Origin of the sequence: Pseudomonas sp. NEEL19 (genome assembly GCF_028751975.1) — a bacterium.
Classification (GTDB): Bacteria; Pseudomonadota; Gammaproteobacteria; order Pseudomonadales; family Pseudomonadaceae; genus Aquipseudomonas; species Aquipseudomonas juntendi.
On record NZ_CP081491.1, the window covers coordinates 1708140 to 1723670 of the forward strand.

Here is a 15531-nt window from a genome sequence, read left to right on the forward strand (position 1 = left end):
TCAATGGAAAAGGAACTTCTCAATGAAAAGAATTTTACTGGCGGCATTGATTGCATCGCTTTGCTGGAGTGTTTCCGCTCAGGCTGGCCCTGCTCCTTGGTATTACTGGGAGAGCCTAATGGATGGGCGGCTCATATGCGCCAACGTTAATCCAGGTTCAGGCTGGAGAAAGCATTCGGGCCCCTATGATAATGGAGGCTGTCGCGCGTTTTAAGCAGCCTGAATGTGTATCGGTGGCTGAGTTGTAGTTGTTGGTCGCGTCGGCAAACCCCTTTTTCATAAAGGGGTTTGTCGTTTCTGCTGGAGGTATCATGCGTAAGCTGTTCGCTGCTTTACTGGCCCTGCTTTGCCTGTGTCAGGCACACGCGGGTCCTGCGCCCTATTGGCGTTGGGAGAGCAAGGTCGATGGGCGCCTGATATGTGCGCAGGTGTCGCCGGGTGAGGGGTGGCGGCGCTTCAATGGGCCTTTCAACAATGCCCGGTGTCGCGATCACCTGTAGGATTGCTCATCCTCGGCTGCGCTGTTGTATAGAGGGTGAAGCCTTACCAAGCGCCGCTTTAACTTGTGTGGGCGGGTGTGTCTGTGTGGGGTGACTTGCCGGCGATGGGTCGAAAAGCAGGCCCGCCCGATTACCTGACCGGGCTTAGCCTAACGCTCGCGTTTTTCCTAACTGACTGGCATTAGGTCAAGCCCGCTGCTGTACGTGCGTGCCAGCTTCAGCCGTTCCCTTGCCGCTACCGGCAATCCAGCGCCGGATAACCGACGTCCAGTCCCCGAATGCCCTCCCTCAGCCCCCTGTATTCATGGGCTTTTAGCCGTTTTTCACAAGTTGGTTCGGAACTTGCTTGCTAGCCCGTATAGCGACGGCGAGCGGCAAGTGCCCGCCAGTGCAGCGGAGGATGACTGTGGACAAGATGCTTTACGTGGCCATGACCGGCGCCAGCCAGAACGCGCTGGCGCAGAAGGCCCACGCCAACAACCTGGCGAACATTTCCACCAACGGTTTTCAGCGTGACCTGGAGCAGGCGCGTTCGATGCCGGTGTTTGGCGACAGCTTTCCGGCGCGCGCCTTTGCCATGACCGAGCGTCCGGCCACCGACTTCAGCGAAGGGCCGATGGTCGAAACTGGTCGAGATCTGGACGTGACAGTAACCGGCAAAGGTTTCATCGCTGTTCAAGCGCCGGACGGTAGCGAGGCCTATGTTCGTACAGGCAGCCTGAATATCGATGCTTTGGGGGTGCTGCGTGCCGGCAACGGCATGCCCGTGATCGGCAACGGCGGCCCGATTGCCATCCCGCCAGAACAGAAGGTGGAGGTGGGCGCCGATGGCACCATCAGCATTCGTTCCATGGGTGAAGACCCGCGAGTGATGGCCGAGGTCGACCGTATAAAGCTGGTCAACCCGGACACCAAGGGTCTTACCAAAGGCCTCGATGGCATGATCCATACCACCTCTGGCCAGCCAGCCGACGCCGACGTCAACGTGCGGGTGGTATCTGGTTTTCTCGAGGGCAGCAACGTCAACGCCGTCGAAGAGATGACCTCGGTCCTGGCGCTGTCGCGTCAATTTGAACTGCACGTGAAGATGATGAATGCGGCCAAGGAAGGCGACGAAGCCATGGCGCGTGTTTTGCAAATCGGCTAATCACTTTTGAACGGGTGCCGTAAAACAGGCGCACGAGGAGAACACTAATGCTTCCGGCTCTTTGGGTCGCTAAAACCGGCCTGTCCGCCCAGGACACTAACCTCACGGTCATCTCCAACAACCTGGCCAACGTCTCGACCACCGGTTTCAAGCGTGATCGTGCCGAATTCCAGGACCTGCTTTACCAGATCAAACGCCAGCCTGGCGCACAGTCCACCCAGGACAGCGAACTGCCCTCGGGCCTGCAGGTCGGTACCGGCGTGCGCATTGTCGGTACGCAGAAAAACTTCCAGACGGGTAGCCTGCAAACGACCGAGAACCCGTTGGACATGGCGGTCAACGGCCGTGGTTTCTTCCAGGTGCTGCAGCCTGACGGCACCGTTTCGTATACACGTGACGGGACCTTCCACCTGAACTCTGACGGCCAGATCGTCACTGCCAACGGTTTTGCCCTGGAACCCGCCATCGTTGTGCCTAACGACGCGCAGACCTTTACCGTCGGCCAGGACGGCACCGTGTCTATCACGACCGCCGGCAACCCTGCAGCGCAGGTGATCGGCAACATCCAGACCGCCGATTTCATCAACCCGGCCGGCCTGCAGGCAATCGGCGACAACCTGTTCCTGGAAACCGCGGCCAGTGGCGCGCCGCAAGTCGGCACCCCGGGCCTGAACGGTTTCGGCACCACCCTGCAGCAGACCCTGGAAAACTCCAACGTCAGCACCGTAGAAGAGCTGGTGAACATGATCACCACTCAGCGCGCCTACGAGATGAACTCCAAGGTCATCTCCACCGCCGACCAGATGCTGTCGTTCGTTACTCAACAGCTCTGAGGCCGGCAGCTCTGAGCCTGGTAGTTTTTTGCACTCGTGAGGTAAGCGTCATGAATCGTCTGTTGTCCGTTTTCGCCCTGGGGGGGGCGGTGTTGCTGGCAGGTTGCGTCGCGCCGACGCCCAAGCCCAACGACCCGTACTACGCGCCGGTTCTGCCGCGTACCCCACTGCCGGCAGCGGCCAACAACGGTTCGATCTACCAGGCCGGTTTCGAGCAGAACCTGTACAGCGACCGTAAAGCGTTCCGGGTGGGTGACATCATTACCATTACCCTCAACGAGCGTACATCGGCTAGCAAGAACGCCGGCTCGCAGATCGCCAAGACCAGCAAGACCGATATTGGCCTGACCTCGCTGTTTGGAGGCTCGCCGAACACCAATAATCCATTCGGCGGGGGTGATCTGTCGCTGGAGGCCGGTTACAGCGGTGACCGCGCCACCAAAGGCGACAGCAAGGCGACCCAGGGCAATACCCTGACGGGTTCGATCACCGTTACCGTGGCCGAGGTGTTGCCCAACGGCATCATCGCCGTGCGCGGCGAGAAGTGGATGACCTTGAATACCGGCGAGGAGCTGGTCCGCATTGCCGGCATGGTCCGTGCCGACGACATCGCCACCGATAACACCGTACCGTCCACCCGTGTGGCCGACGCGCGCATTACCTACTCCGGTACCGGCTCGTTCGCCGATGCCAGCCAGCCTGGTTGGTTGGACCGCTTCTTCCTCAGCCCGCTTTGGCCTTTCTGAGTACGGATGACCATGTTCAACGTGAGGCAGCTGATTGCCGCAACCCTGCTCCTGTCCTGTGCCTGTGTGGCCCAGGCCGAGCGCCTGAAGGACATCGCCAGTATTTCTGGCGTGCGCTCCAACCAGTTGATTGGCTATGGCCTGGTGGTTGGTCTGAACGGTACGGGTGACCAGACCACCCAGACCCCGTTTACCCTGCAAACCTTCAACAACATGCTGTCGCAGTTCGGCATCAAGGTGCCGCCAGGCTCCGGTAACGTGCAGTTGAAAAACGTCGCTGCCGTGTCGGTGCATGCCGACTTGCCGCCGTTCGCCAAGCCGGGCCAGGTGGTCGACATAACCGTATCCTCGATCGGTAACTCGAAGAGCCTACGCGGCGGCAGCCTGCTGATGACCCCGCTCAAGGGGATTGACGGTAACGTCTACGCTATCGCCCAGGGCAACCTGGTGGTCGGCGGCTTCGACGCCGAGGGCCGTGACGGCTCGAAGATCACCGTCAACGTTCCGTCGGCGGGTAGGATTCCAGGTGGTGCCAGCGTGGAGCGGGCCGTGCCAAGCGGCTTCAACCAAGGCAATACCCTGACCTTGAACCTGAACCGCCCCGATTTCACCACTGCCAAACGTATCGTCGACAAAGTCAACGACCTGCTGGGCCCGGGTGTGGCCCAGGCGGTGGACGGTGGCTCGGTGCGGGTCAGTGCGCCGATGGACCCAAGCCAGCGCGTGGACTACCTGTCGGTCCTGGAAAACCTGGAAATCGATCCCGGCCAGGCGGTGGCCAAAGTCATCATCAATTCGCGTACCGGTACCATCGTCATTGGCCAGAACGTGAAGGTTTCGCCAGCGGCGGTGACCCACGGCAGCCTGACCGTGACCATTACCGAAGACCCGATCGTCAGCCAGCCGGGCCCGCTCTCCAACGGCCAGACTGCTGTGGTGCCACGCTCGCGGGTCAATGCGGAGCAGGAGGCCAAGCCGATGTTCAAGTTCGGCCCAGGCACCACACTGGATGAAATCGTCCGCGCGGTGAACCAGGTGGGCGCGGCACCTGGCGACCTCATGGCCATCCTCGAAGCCCTGAAACAGGCCGGCGCCTTGCAAGCCGACCTGATCGTGATCTGAGACGGCACCGATGAACAGCAAAAGCCTGGTTTCTGGCAGCGGCGACAGCGGTGCTTACACCGACCTCAATCGCCTCAGTTCGCTCAAGCATGGTGACCGCGACAGCGATGCCAACGTACGCAAGGTGGCCCAGGAGTTCGAGTCGCTATTCATCAGCGAAATGCTCAAGGCCTCGCGCAAGGCCAGCGACGTGCTGGCCGACGACAACCCGATGAACACCGAAACGGTCAAGCAGTACCGCGACATGTATGACCAGCAATTGGCCGTGAGCATGTCCCGCGAGGGGGGCGGTATCGGCCTGCAGGACGTGCTGGTGCGCCAGTTGTCGAAAAAGAAGAGTGCATCGGTCAATACCAGCCCGTTCCCGCACGTTGAAGGCCGCGCCCCGGCGCTGTGGGGCAACAAGGTGGCTGAGCCCGTGCAAGCCACCCTGGCGAGCGCTAACCGCAATGATGTAGCGGCGCTCAATTCGCGGCGCCTGGCCTTGCCGAGCAAACTCACCGACCGCCTATTGGCTGGTATCGTGCCGTCGGCGGCCAGCCCGAACAACGCCGCCGTACCTGCCCGTGACGGCCAGCAACCGGCCAAGGTCTTTGCCGTGCCGGACAACGGCCTGCGTATTGTCGGTCGCGCCGTGGCCCAGCCGCCGCTGGCGCCGAAAAAGGCGTTCGCCGACAGCGATGAATTTGTCGCCACCATGCTGCCGATGGCCGAGCAGGCCGCCAAGCGCATTGGTATCGACCCTCGCTATCTGGTAGCCCAGGCCGCGCTGGAAACCGGTTGGGGCAAGTCGGTGATGCGCAACAGCGACGGCAGTAGCAGCCACAACCTGTTTGGCATCAAGGCAACTGGCAACTGGGAGGGCGGCGAGGCGAGGGCGATTACCAGCGAGTTCCGCGATGGCCAGTTCGTCAAGGAGACGGCAGCGTTCCGTTCGTACGATTCCTATCAGGACAGCTTCCATGACCTGGTAAACCTGTTGCAGAACAATTCGCGCTATCAAGATGCGGTGAAAGCCGCCGATAAACCTGAACAGTTCGTGCAAGAGTTGCAAAAGGCCGGGTACGCCACCGACCCGAATTACGCCAGCAAGATCTCGCAGATAGCAAAACAGATGAAGTCGTACGAGCACTACGCGCTGCTCGGTACCGCAACGAAAATTTAAAGGTAGGAAACCATGGCGAGTCTGATCAACATTGGTATGTCGGGGCTGGGTGCCGCGCAGTCGGGGATGTATACCCTCGGTAACAACATTGCCAATGCCGACGTCGAGAGCTACTCGCGCCAGCAGAACGTACAGAAGAGCAAGGGCGGTCAGCAGGTCGGCCAGGTCTTTATTGGCAGTGGCACTACTTTAGCCGATGTGCGTCGAGTGTATAACGCGTTCCTCGAGAACCAGCTGCGTACTACAACGTCGCTCAGTAGTGAGGCGAGCACGTACCTTAACCAGATCACCCCGCTGGATACTGCCCTGTCGAGCAGCGATACCGGTATCACCGCAGCGTTGCAAAGTTTCTTCACTGCCATGCAGGACTCTGCGGCCAAGCCCACCGAGGACGCCTCGCGCCAGTTGCTGTTAACCAGCGCGCAGTCCTTGGCCAAGCGCTTCAACACGCTGTCGGCGCAGCTCAACCAGCAAAACAGCAACATCAACGCCAACATGGCGTCGCTCACCGATCAGGTTAACAACCTGACCAAGACCATCGCTGATCTGAATGAGCAGATATCTCGCGTCAGCGCAATCTCCGGCCAGCCCAATGACCTGCTCGACCAGCGTGATGGTGCGGTACGTGAGCTGAACAAATTGATTGGCGCCGATGTGGTCGAGCGCGACGGTAACTACGATATTTACCTGAAGAATGGCCAGGCGCTGGTGCTGGGCAAGACCACCCAGACCTTGGGGGTGGCGCCAAGCGCCACGGACCCGACCCGTATGAGTCTGATCCTCAATCGCGGTTCGACCAAGATGGATATCACCAGCACCACCAGCGGTGGCGAACTTGGCGGTTTGATCCGCTATCGCTCGGAAACGCTCGACCCTGCGCTCAACGAGCTGGGGCGTGTTGCCTTGGTAGTGGCGGATGCCATCAATAGCCAGTTGGCGCAGGGCATCGACAAAAATGGTGATTTCGGGGCGACCTTGTTTGGTGATATCAACAGCGCTGCGGCTATCAGCCAGCGCAGTATCGCCAAGCAGAACAACAGCCCAGGCTCAGGCAACCTCGATGTGACCATCAAGGATACCGGTAAGCTGACCACCAGCGATTACCAAGTGACCTTCACCGGCGACAAGCAGTACACGGTCCGCAAGTTGCCCGATGGCACCGACATGGGTAGCTACAGCCTCGATGATGACCCGGCCCCGGTGATCGACGGTTTCACCCTTGCCCTCAATGGCGGAGGCCTGAGCGCGGGTGACAGTTTCAAGATCACACCCACCCGCAACGCCGCAGCCAATATCGAGACGGTTCTGACCGACCCCAAACGCTTGGCGCTGGCCGCGCCGCTGAGCGCCACCAGCGGTTCTGGCAATAAGGGGACTGGCGTCATAACCCAGCCGACCCTGACATCCGAGCTGGACATCTCCGATGCAGCCCAGCGTTCGTTGTTGCAGACCGGCCTGAAGTATTCCACCCCGGTCAAGCTCGTTTTCGGTGACAACAGTACCTCGCCCCAGGCCTACAAAATGTATGACGCCAAGGGCACCGAGATTGGCAGCGGCACCATCGTGCCGGGCCAAGACAACAAACTGCAGCTATCGGTACCAATGGTCGATGGCAACGGCAACTCGCTGGGTAGCAGCTTCACTTTCGAGATGAACGTTTCCGGCGCCCCGCAAAATGGCGACAGCTACACCGTGGCGTTGACCGGCGCAGGTTCTGCGGACAACCGCAACAGCCAGTCGGTGATCGATTTGCAGACCAAGCCTACGGTCGAAGTGGGGGCCAATGGCAAGGGTATCAGCTTCACTGATGCCTACGCCAAGCTGGCATCCGGCGTTGGTGGCAAGGCCGGGCAGGCGCAGATGGACGGCGATGCTACCAGCGCTCTCCACACTTCTGCGCAGGACAGCCGCGACGGTGTGTCGGGTGTGTCTATCGATGAAGAGACCGGTAACCTGATCAAGTTCCAGCAGTACTACACCGCGTCGTCGCAGATCATCAAGGCGGCCCAGGAAACCTTCGCCACCCTGATCAACAGCCTTTAAGGAGCCTTGGATCGTGAGCGTACGCATCTCGACTTCCCAGTTCTACAACACCAATAGTGCCAACTATCAGAGCAACTTCGCCAAGACGGTGAAGACTCAGCAGGAGGCCAGCGATGGCATTCGCGTGCGCTCGGCCAAGGATGATCCGGTGGGCGCGGCGCGGTTGTTGCAGTTGGAGCAGCAGCAGAACATGTTGAAGCAGTACGGCAGCAACATTACCAACGTGCGCAATGCGCTGGGCACGGCCGAGAGCACCCTGAATTCGATCGGGAACATTTTGCAGCGGGTCAACGAGTTGGCGGTGAGCTCGGGTAACGGCGCCTTTACCGATGCCGATCGCAAGGCCAATGCTGATGAACTGGCTTCGCTGGAGGATCAACTGTTCAACCTTATGAACAGCAGGGACGAGAGCGGCAAATACATTTTCTCCGGCTCCCGGGGCGATACGCCACCGTATGTGCGTAATGCAGACGGTACCTACAGTTACCAGGGTGATCAGGGCAAGCTCAATCTTCAGGTTGGTGACATGCTTAGCCTAGCGGCCAACGAAACCGGTTACGATGCTTTCGAACAAGCACTGAATACCAGCCGCAGCGAGACTACGCTGACCGCCCCGGCCACTGATGATGGCCGCATCAGCCTGTCCAATGGCCAGGTTTCCGGGAACTCTGCCTTCAATGATCAGTTCCGCAGCGGCGAACCTTACACCATCGAATTCACCAGCAGCACCGAATACAAGATCACCGATGCCAATGGCAATGACGTGACGCTGGAAGCCAGTCAGGGCGGCAAATTCGATCCTGATAGCGACAACGCCACCATCAGTTTCCGAGGTGTCGATCTACGCCTGGACGTCAACTTCAAAGAGGGTGACAAAGGCAACGAGGATGCGGTCATTGCAGGACATTCGTTCAGTTTGAGCTCCAAGGCCGATGAAGTGTCCGGTACACGGAGCCCTGGCAATAGCTCCTCGGCACAGGTCACTGGCGCTACCATCACGGATCAAGATGTTTACAAAGCGGCGTTTCCTGCCGGCGGCGCAGTGTTGAAGTTTACCGGTGCCAACGCTTTTGAGTTGTACGCGTCACCTGTGACTGAAGACAGCCGCCCGGTTGCCTCCGGAACACTGGGTGGGCCCAATGGCACCACCGCGAGCGCCCTGGGGGTCAGCTTCGAGCTGTCTGCCGCGCCTGGCGCCGGAGACTCGTTCGGGGTCAAGGTTGATACCCATCAAACCCAGAATGTGCTCGATACCATCAGCAAACTGCGCGCTGCACTGAGTACCCCGCAGGACGGCGACGCGACAGCTCGGCAGAACTTCCTGGCGTCGTTGGATTCGGCCGTTGGCAACGTCAGCAGCGCGATCAACCAAGTGTCTTCGTCGGTCAGTTCTATTGGCGGGCGCGGCCAGGCGCTGGATGTCCAGGCTGAAACCAACGAAGCATTGGGTACCGAAAACGCCAAGACTCAAAGCTCGATCCGTGAGAGCGACCCAGCCGAGGTCATGTTGCGCCTGCAGATGCAGACCAACATGTTACAGGCCTCTTTGCAGGCCTATGCCAAGGTGGCCGGGCTTTCGCTGGTTAATTACATCTGATAACGCGGCCTGCGTTATCAAGCATGCGTCGTCACCCTCAGGTGCGGCGCATTTTTTTTAAAGGTCATCAACGTGAACCAACAGCCCCTTGTCAGTATCGTCATTCCTGCGTTTAACCCACGTTATTTCAACGAGGCGCTGAAGAGTGCGCTGGACCAGACTTACCCGAATCTTGAAATACTGATTGGGGACGATAGCGAAGGCTCTGCAATCGAAGCTATGGTCGAGGTCGCCAGTGGACGACTGCCTGGGCGTGTGCACTATCGGCGCAACCCGAGGCGTTTGGGTTTGGCAGCCAACGTGCTGGCCTTGCTCGAAGCTGCTCAGGGCGAACTGGTCAAAGTGCTGTGTGACGACGACCGCTTGCTGGCGCGCTGCGTGGAGCAGCAGGCTGCCGCTTTCCAGCATGCCGAAGTCAAAGTGTCGCTCGCTCAGCGGGTGTTCTGCGATGCGGGTGACTTCGTCTTGCCTCAGCGCCTGCAGAACGTGGCGTTCGCCAACACCGACAGCATGTTCAAGGGGTCCGATGTGCTGGCGATCCTGGCGGGCAGCCCGGTCAACTTCCTTGGCAATTTTTCGTCGGCGCTGTTCTATAGACGCGAAGCCGCGGAGATCCTCAAGGTTCTTATCAATCAGGAACAACAGTTCGAGGCACTGCTTGATCTGGTGCTGTTCGTTTGTCTGATGCGTCACGGTGAAGTCGCCGTCATGCGCAGCGCTGCTATTATCGAGCGCCTGCACCCGGAGCGACTCAGCCTGGATGACTCGGTCAAGGCATCCACGCAGCAGGAGTGGGGGTGGCTCACGCAGATGCTCAAGGCCCGCGGTGGAGATGCACCAGTTGCTTCCGGCTGGGTGCGCTTTGTTGAAATGGCGCGAGTGTCTGAAGTGCCTCGGCAGTGGCAGGAACTGTGCCTGTTGCGCACCTTGTCGACTTGGCAGTGTCGCCTCAATGGCAGGGTTGGTAGCAACAGCGATAGTTATGAAGCTTTTTACCGCCAATGGCTGCAGGACCGGCAGTTAAGTAGTGCGCAACTGCGGATGACCTCAGATGTGGTTGCCGCGTGGCCCGTGCGGCCGCGTATCGCGGTGATCGTGCGCGACCTCGATGGCGATTCGAAGGGGCTTGAGGTGACGTTGGCGAGTATTGCAGCTCAGCACTATGGCGCCACCACTACCATAGTGGTCAGCGAGCTGGATTTGGCGGCACAAGCTGGTCGCGTCAGCCTAGCGCCGGCTACGGACTGGACGCGCCAACTGAATGAAATCATAGGCGGGCTGGATGCTGCCGATTGGATCTACCTGCTGCAGTCGGGAGACAAGCTTGCGCCGACCGCTCTGCTGGTCATGGCCGAGCGCGCGGCGCTGCAATCTTCCGTGGGCTGCCTGTACAGTGATGAGGGCGGCCTCAAGGAAGACGGGCCGTGTGAACCGGTGTTCAAGCCGGATTTCAACCTCGATCTGTATCGTTCCTATCCGTATCTAGGGCGTACCCTGGCGTTACGGCGTGAATGGGTGTTGGCCCTTGGCGGGCTCGATGGTCGATATCGTGCGCTGGCCACCCATGATCTGGTCTGGCGCCTGGTCGAGAATGTTGGTCCCCAGGCGGTAGAACATATTCCAGAAATTCAGGTCCAGTCTGGCGCTGATTACGCGCAGTGGTTGTCTTCGCGCGATGTGGCGGAAGAAAGCGAGCTGGTTGTTGCCGCGCATTTGAGCCGACTGGGCGTTGCCCACCAGATCCGTCATGATGAGATGGCACTGCTCAATCGTATCGATTACCTGCATGAGCAACAGCCACTCGTGTCCGTGCTGGTGTGCGTCGATGAGCGGCAGGCAGGTTTGCAGGCGACTCTCGAAAGCGTATTGCAGCATACCGCCTATGAGCGCTACGAGATCATCGTCGTGCACGATGATCGGGTAACGCCGGCAACATCGGACTGGTTGCGGCGGATGCAAGGGTTTTCCTCAATGTTGCGAATCCTGCCAGTGGCGGGGGAATGCTCGGTCGCGCATATGCTCAACCATGCGGTTCAAGCCAGTCTGGGCGACTATCTGGTTACGCTGGGGTGCAGCTATTGTGTGCTGAACGACACTTGGCTTGATGAGTTGCTCAACCATGCCGGCCGCCCGGAAGTCGCCGCGGTGGGCGGCAAGCTGTTCGACAGCCAGGGCAACATTGCCAGCGCGGGCATGGTGCTGGGGGTGGGTCGGGGTGCGCAGGCGGCATTCGGTGGCGAGTCGGGTCAGGCGCGTGGCTACTTGCAGCGATTGCAGGTAGTACAGAACTGGTCGGCTCTGAGCCAGGATTGCATGATGCTTCGGCGAGAGGTAATCGACAGTCTGCAGGGTTTCGACGAGAAGAATCATTCGCAGGGGCTGGGGGATGTAGACCTGTGCCTGCGCGCTGCTGCCCAGGGTTACCTGATGGTCTGGACCCCTTACGCGCAATTGCAGCAAGCTGCCGTCAGCCTAATGGCGCAAGCGAATGATGATGGTCGGCGCAGCGTGCGCGAAGATGAGCAGTATCGCTTCTGTGAACGTTGGCTGTCGGCACTGGTGCGCGACCCTGCGTATAACGTCAACCTCAGCCTGTTGTCTGCGGACTTCAGCCTTACACCCACCTTGCGGGGCTCATGGAACCCGCTGATTTCACGGGTGGTTCCGAGCGTGTTAGGGTTGCCGATCAACGACTCGGCGATTGGTCATTATCGCGTTACCGAACCTTTGTTGCAGCTTGAGCAGGCTGGGCTGATTACGGGCTTTTCCAGCTACGAATCGATGAGTACGGCGCAGTTGGCGCGAATGGCCCCCGATGTTGTCGTGGTGCAGTTACGTCACAATCGTGAGTCGGTTCAGGAAATCGAACGGATTGCGCGTTTCAGCAATGCCCGGCGGGTATTCGAAATCGACGATTATGTGATCAGTACCCCGGTCAAGAATACCCACGGCAGGAACAAGCCAGCGGATATCGAGCAGCACTTGCGAGAAGCCATCGGGCTGTGTGATCGGCTGGTGGTCACGACCGAGGCCCTGGGTAATGCGCTCAGCGGCATGCACCGAGACATCCGGGTGGTACCGAACATGCTTGCACCGCACCTGTGGTCGAACCTGCCCAGGAGCCGCCGCGGGGTATCTTCCAAACCTCGTGTGGGTTGGGGGGGCGGGACCAGCCACAGTGGTGACCTGGAGATCATCGCCGAGGTAGTACGTGAACTTGCCGACGAAGTGGAGTGGGTATTCTTCGGTATGTGTCCGCAGGCATTGCGCCCCTTCATTCATGAATACCACCCGGGCGTATCGCTCCAGGCGTATCCGGCCAAGCTTGCCAGCCTCAACCTCGACTTGGCCCTGGCGCCGCTGGAATTCCATATCTTCAACGACTGCAAGAGCAATCTACGCCTGCTCGAATACGGCGCTTGTGGCTACCCGACCGTATGTTCGGATACCGCTGCATACCGCGGTAACCTGTCATGCAGCCGCGTTTACAGCAACAGCACTCAGGAGTGGCTCGAAGTAATCCGAACCCACCTCAATGACCCGGCTGCCAGCTATCGAATGGGTGACGCGCTGCGAGAGCAGGTCATGCGTGATTTCATTCTGCAGGGCGAGAACCTGCGGCACTGGCAGCGGGGTTGGCTTGCGGACTGACTAACGTGGTGTTACGCAATCGGGCTGCTTATGCAGCCCGATTGCGTTATGTCAGCTGTAAGGCAACCGCACAGTTGACTTGGCTCAATCATGGGCGTGGCACTTGCCGCCGGGTGGCATTGTCGGCTGCTCGTTGGCAGATATCTTGCTTTGTCCCCCGCAACGCCAAGCCAAGGTGGTGATTTTTTGACTGCGGCGCATCGGCATTGCAGGAACTAGGAGAAATCTTGAACGACTCTCGACGTATCAAGGGTAGGAACGTCGTCATCGATTACGACGCCACCCGCGCATTTTTCGAATCACGCGGGCAGCGTGAGTATTCCAATGTGCTCAGTGCGACCATGTACCAGGATCATGACGCCAAGCTGGTCGAACAACGCGATCTGGCCGAAAAAGCCGCGGTCGTGGGCATCCTGGACCTAGGCAATACCCATCGGGTGCTCGACGTGGGTTGCGGTGTCGGTCGCTGGGCCTGGTTGCTTGCGCAGCGGTGTGAAGGCTTGCAGTACCTTGGTCTGGACTTCTCCGCGAGTCTGATCGAAAAAGCCCGAGCCGAAAGCGCCATCCGGCAATTAGAAAATGTGCACTTCCAAGTCATGTCGGCAACCGATATCCAGCCGCAGGCAATGCTGTTGCAAGGGGCTTTCGACCTGGCGCTGATCTCTGGCCTGTTGATTTACCTCAACGACAACGATTGCGTGAAGGTCCTGCGCGACACCGCACAACTGTGCAAGCCGGGGGGCGCGCTGTACCTGCGTGAACCTGTGGGCGTGGCCGAGCGCTTCACGCTTGACCGCTTCTACTCCGAAGAGCTGTCTGACGAGTATTCGGCGATCTACCGCACGGTGGACGAATTGCATGCCTTGATGGCAACGGCTTTCGCAGGTATCGGAATGACGGTCGAGCGCGAACAGTTACTTTTCCCGCAAGATCTGGAAAAGCGGACCGAGACGCGCCAGTACTTTTTCGTATTGCGACGTGACGAGGGGGCGGTATGAACACGGCTTATTGTTTTGACCTCGATGGCACGCTCACGCGCCAGGAGCTATTGCCGCTGATCGCGTCCTCGGTCGGCCTGGAGGACGAAATCAGTGCGCTGACGCAAGCCACCATCGAAGGCCTGTTACCGTTCGACAAGTCGTTCAAGCTGCGCGTCAGGCTGCTACGCGATGCACGACTGGACTGGATTCACGAGGCCTTGGAGCGTGATGTTGAATTTGACGAGGCCATCCTGGAGTTCATTGCCGCCCATCCTGATCAATCCTTCGTGGTTACGGGCAACCTCGATCTTTGGGTGCGGCCCGTGCTGGACAAGCTCGGCATCCGCAGTTTCACCTCGCTGGCTCGGCTGGATGAACAAGGGCAGTTGGATGGCGTGGAGCGCATCCTGCACAAGGGTGACGCCGTAAACAGCCTACGCTCTCGCTTCGAGCGCATCGTCGCCGTGGGCGAGGGGATGAACGATGTCGCCATGTTCGAGGCAGCCGACTGGCGTATCGCATTTGGCGGCGTGCATGCGCCAAACAAGGAGCTGGTGAAACTGAGTGATTTCGTTACTTACAATGGGAAGGCACTATGTCGCTTGTTAAGCACGTTGTAATCAGCGCTGCCGGCATCGGCTCGCGCCTGGGTCTCAACAAGCCGAAGTGCCTTGTCGAGGTAGCGGGTCGTTCGCTGTTGGATTGGCATCTTTCACGCTTGCAGTGGGCCGAAACGGTCTGGCTGGTAGTCGGCTTTCATGAAGAGGACGTGATCGAGCACGCCATTGCGCTGCGCCCTGACCTGATCGTGGTACGCAATCCAGATTACGCACGCACCAATACCTTGCAAAGCATCTATCGGGTTTCTCGCCACCTGCGGGAGCGTATGCTGGTGCTCGATGCAGACACGGTTATGGAGCCTGAAAGCTTCAAAGCTTTCCTGCAAGCTTCTCAACATCACGAGCAACTGATTGGGGTTTCTCCCTATACCACCAGTGACGGCGTGCGTGTACTGATGGATGAAAAAAACGCGAATGTTTCAGGGTTCACCCGCGAAACTCAGCACTCGATGGAATGGACAGGCATTGCCGTGATCAAGCCGGAAGTCATCTTCGACAGGCCCATGTACGTCTACGAAGCGCTGGAACCCTGGTTACCATTGCCTGCATTCGAACTCAAAGCGTTCGACATCGATACGGTCGAGGATCTGGATATGGCGCGTAAAGTCTTTGCGGCGGAATGGGGCAACCATGATTGAGCAATCCTTCAACCGCTCCGCTCCTGGCACAGACGAGCAGACTTGCGCCACCCCGACTGTGACGGATCTGCTGCAATGCCTTGAGTCACAGGTATTGCCAGCTTTGCCAGTTGCCGGGCATCTGTTGCAGATCGGCTGCGCGGACCCAGAGCTGACGTTGCTGCTGGCACAGCATGCCGCACAGGTGGTGGTATGCGAATGGCGAGATGAAGTGCTCGCAAAGGCGCGTGCCCTTGTCAGCCAGGCCGGTATCGAGCATGTGCGGTTTCATCAGGCGGACGCCCTGGCATTTACATCGGCAGAGCGCTTCGATGCGATCTGCCTGATGGGCGTGCTGGCTACGATCGATGATGACAATGACGTGGCTCGCCTGGTGTTGCATGCGCTGTCCATGCTCAAACCCGACGGCCGGATCATCCTGCAGCATGATCCGGCGGGCGTGAAGGCTGTGGGCGATGCTGCCGAGCGCTCTGCGCCCCGCTGTGTTGC

12 protein-coding genes and 1 pseudogene are annotated in these 15531 nt (G+C 59.3%); all 13 read left to right on the forward strand.

Features of this window, described 5'->3' with window-relative positions; genetic code table 11:
- Positions 1–311: 311 nt before the first annotated feature.
- A complete protein-coding gene (locus tag K4A76_RS07830) occupies positions 312–500 on the forward strand; it encodes a hypothetical protein (RefSeq protein ID WP_274411880.1) in 189 nt (62 codons plus the stop codon).
- A 406-nt stretch (positions 501–906) separates the two neighbouring features.
- Complete coding sequence (locus tag K4A76_RS07835) at positions 907–1647, forward strand: flagellar basal body rod protein FlgF (RefSeq protein ID WP_054913402.1); 741 nt, start codon at positions 907–909, stop codon at positions 1645–1647.
- 47 nt (positions 1648–1694) lie between these two features.
- On the forward strand, positions 1695–2480 hold the full coding sequence (flgG, locus tag K4A76_RS07840) for a flagellar basal-body rod protein FlgG (RefSeq protein WP_015271239.1): 786 nt from the start codon (positions 1695–1697) through the stop codon (positions 2478–2480).
- 50 nt (positions 2481–2530) lie between these two features.
- Positions 2531–3226, forward strand: coding sequence for a flagellar basal body L-ring protein FlgH (flgH, locus tag K4A76_RS07845; RefSeq protein ID WP_054913397.1), 696 nt, complete (start codon positions 2531–2533; stop codon positions 3224–3226).
- Positions 3227–3238: 12 nt separating this feature from the next.
- Positions 3239–4348: a flagellar basal body P-ring protein FlgI gene (locus tag K4A76_RS07850; RefSeq protein WP_009684238.1), complete on the forward strand. Its 1110-nt coding sequence runs from the start codon at positions 3239–3241 to the stop codon at positions 4346–4348.
- 10 nt (positions 4349–4358) lie between these two features.
- Positions 4359–5513: a flagellar assembly peptidoglycan hydrolase FlgJ gene (gene flgJ / locus K4A76_RS07855; protein ID WP_054913396.1), complete on the forward strand. Its 1155-nt coding sequence runs from the start codon at positions 4359–4361 to the stop codon at positions 5511–5513.
- 12 nt (positions 5514–5525) lie between these two features.
- Entirely contained in the window at positions 5526–7556 is a 2031-nt protein-coding gene (flgK, locus tag K4A76_RS07860) for a flagellar hook-associated protein FlgK (RefSeq protein ID WP_274411881.1), read from the forward strand.
- Positions 7557–7569: 13 nt separating this feature from the next.
- The gene (locus tag K4A76_RS07865; protein ID WP_110680020.1) at positions 7570–9153 is read left to right on the forward strand and encodes a flagellar hook-associated protein 3; all 1584 of its coding nucleotides are present in this window, start codon (positions 7570–7572) and stop codon (positions 9151–9153) included.
- A gap of 72 nt (positions 9154–9225) precedes the next feature.
- The gene (locus K4A76_RS07870) at positions 9226–12804 is read left to right on the forward strand and encodes a glycosyltransferase (protein WP_274411882.1); all 3579 of its coding nucleotides are present in this window, start codon (positions 9226–9228) and stop codon (positions 12802–12804) included.
- A gap of 206 nt (positions 12805–13010) precedes the next feature.
- Positions 13011–13802, forward strand: a complete 792-nt coding sequence (locus K4A76_RS07875; protein WP_274411883.1) for a class I SAM-dependent methyltransferase — start codon at positions 13011–13013, stop codon at positions 13800–13802.
- On the forward strand, positions 13799–14404 hold the full coding sequence (locus K4A76_RS07880; RefSeq protein ID WP_054911395.1) for an HAD-IB family phosphatase: 606 nt from the start codon (positions 13799–13801) through the stop codon (positions 14402–14404). Before K4A76_RS07875 ends, K4A76_RS07880 begins: the two co-directional genes overlap by 4 nt.
- Positions 14380–15042, forward strand: coding sequence for an NTP transferase domain-containing protein (locus K4A76_RS07885; protein ID WP_161891732.1), 663 nt, complete (start codon positions 14380–14382; stop codon positions 15040–15042). The genes K4A76_RS07880 and K4A76_RS07885 overlap by 25 nt, the downstream gene beginning before the upstream one ends.
- Positions 15035–15406, forward strand: a pseudogene (locus K4A76_RS23865) (class I SAM-dependent methyltransferase); the annotation flags it as partial. The gene K4A76_RS07885 and the pseudogene K4A76_RS23865, both read left to right, overlap by 8 nt.
- Positions 15407–15531 lie beyond the last annotated feature (125 nt).

What these genes read in the sequence shown, in the direction of transcription:
- K4A76_RS07830 (WP_274411880.1), top strand. Translation starts at nt 312, where the DNA reads ATGCGTAAGCTGTTCGCTGCTTTACTGGCCCTGCTTTGCCTGTGTCAG.
- flgG (WP_015271239.1), top strand. Translation starts at nt 1,695, where the DNA reads ATGCTTCCGGCTCTTTGGGTCGCTAAAACCGGCCTGTCCGCCCAGGAC.
- flgH (WP_054913397.1), top strand. Translation starts at nt 2,531, where the DNA reads ATGAATCGTCTGTTGTCCGTTTTCGCCCTGGGGGGGGCGGTGTTGCTG.
- K4A76_RS07850 (WP_009684238.1), top strand. Translation starts at nt 3,239, where the DNA reads ATGTTCAACGTGAGGCAGCTGATTGCCGCAACCCTGCTCCTGTCCTGT.
- flgJ (WP_054913396.1), top strand. Translation starts at nt 4,359, where the DNA reads ATGAACAGCAAAAGCCTGGTTTCTGGCAGCGGCGACAGCGGTGCTTAC.
- flgK (WP_274411881.1), top strand. Translation starts at nt 5,526, where the DNA reads ATGGCGAGTCTGATCAACATTGGTATGTCGGGGCTGGGTGCCGCGCAG.
- K4A76_RS07880 (WP_054911395.1), top strand. Translation starts at nt 13,799, where the DNA reads ATGAACACGGCTTATTGTTTTGACCTCGATGGCACGCTCACGCGCCAG.
- K4A76_RS07885 (WP_161891732.1), top strand. Translation starts at nt 14,380, where the DNA reads ATGTCGCTTGTTAAGCACGTTGTAATCAGCGCTGCCGGCATCGGCTCG.